This window comes from Allobosea sp. P1_A7, from assembly GCF_056406775.1.
This window is the reverse complement of the sequence record NZ_JBFTZN010000571.1, coordinates 1-1,284: the sequence shown is the minus strand read 5'-3', so window position 1 is coordinate 1,284 and position 1,284 is coordinate 1. Positions and strand designations below refer to the sequence as shown.

The window sequence follows — 1,284 nt, the reverse complement described above, 5'->3', positions numbered from 1 at the left end:
GTCTGGTGGTTCACGCGTGCGCATCCTTGAGCTTGGCATTGCGCGCGTCACGGAATTCGCGGACGAGCGAGAGGGTGACGAAGACGGTCGATGCCAGCAGCAGGCCGACCGCGATCGGGTCTTCGAGGAAGATCGAATGGTCACCGCCGGAGAGCAGCAGCGAGCGGCGATAGCTCGACTCGACCATGTGACCGAGCACGACGCCGAGGATCAGCGGCAGGAACGGGTAGCCAGCGCGGCGCATCAGGTAGCCGACGAGGCCCATGCCGAGCGCGATGCCGAGATCGGCAAGCGAGGTGTTGAGCGTGTAGATGCCCGACAGGATCAAGGCGAGGATGAAGCCGGCGAGATAGGCGCGGGGCCGGTTCACCAGCCAGACGCAGACGGGCAGCAGCAGGATGCCGACGACGATCTGTGCCAGGGTCGCGATGAACGAACCGAGATAGAGCCCGACCACGACATCGGCATTCTGCTCGAACAGGCGCGGCCCGGGCAGCAGCCCGTGGATCAGCAGGCCGCCGAGCAGCACCGCAGTCGAGTTCGAGCTCGGAATGCCGAAAGAGAGAAGCGGGATCAACGCGGTGCTGGCCACCGTGTTGTTGGCGGTCTCGGGCGCAGCGACGCCCTCCTCCGATCCCTTGCCGAATTTCTCCGGCTCCTTCGACCAGCGCCTGGCCTCGTTATAGGACAGGAAGGCCGCAATCGAACCGCCGCCACCCGGGGTCAGCCCCTCGAATGTGCCGAGCAGGCAGCCGATGAACTGCGAGCGCTTGAGCCTGTTCATCATGCTCAAGCTGGGCAGGCGGACCTTGACCTGTTCACGCAGGCCGCCAATGTCGCGCGAGCCGGACTGCATCATCAACTCGCTGACCGCGAAGATGCCGATCATGATCAGGACGGGTTCGACGCCTCCGAGCAGCTCCGGGCTACCGAAGGTGAAGCGCGTCACGCCCGAGATAGGGTCGGTGCCGATGGTCGAGATCATCAGCCCGACGACTGCCGCGGCGAGACCCTTGAGCAGCGAGCCGTTGGTCATGGAGGCGATGACGCTGAGGCCGAGAATGCCGAGCGCGAAATAGGAGGTTGGCCTGAAGGCGAGTGCGACCCAGGARAGCGGCTCGGTCAGCATGATCAGCATGACCAGCCCGAACAGGCTGCCGATGACGCCGGACCAGAGCGAGATGCCCAGCGCCTCGCCGGCCCGGCCCTGCTTCTTCATCTCGTATCCGTCGATCACGGTCGCGGCGGCCGAGTTGGTGCCGGGTGTGCGGATCAGGATGGCCG

Annotated in this window: 1 protein-coding gene; it reads right to left on the bottom strand. The window is 65.5% G+C overall.

Going from position 1 to position 1,284, the window contains the following annotated elements; genetic code table 11:
* Nucleotides 1–10: 10 nt before the first annotated feature.
* Nucleotides 11–1,284 (bottom strand): tripartite tricarboxylate transporter permease (locus AC1D34_RS37665; protein ID WP_476827040.1); only part of this gene is annotated, 1,274 nt, incomplete at its 5' end.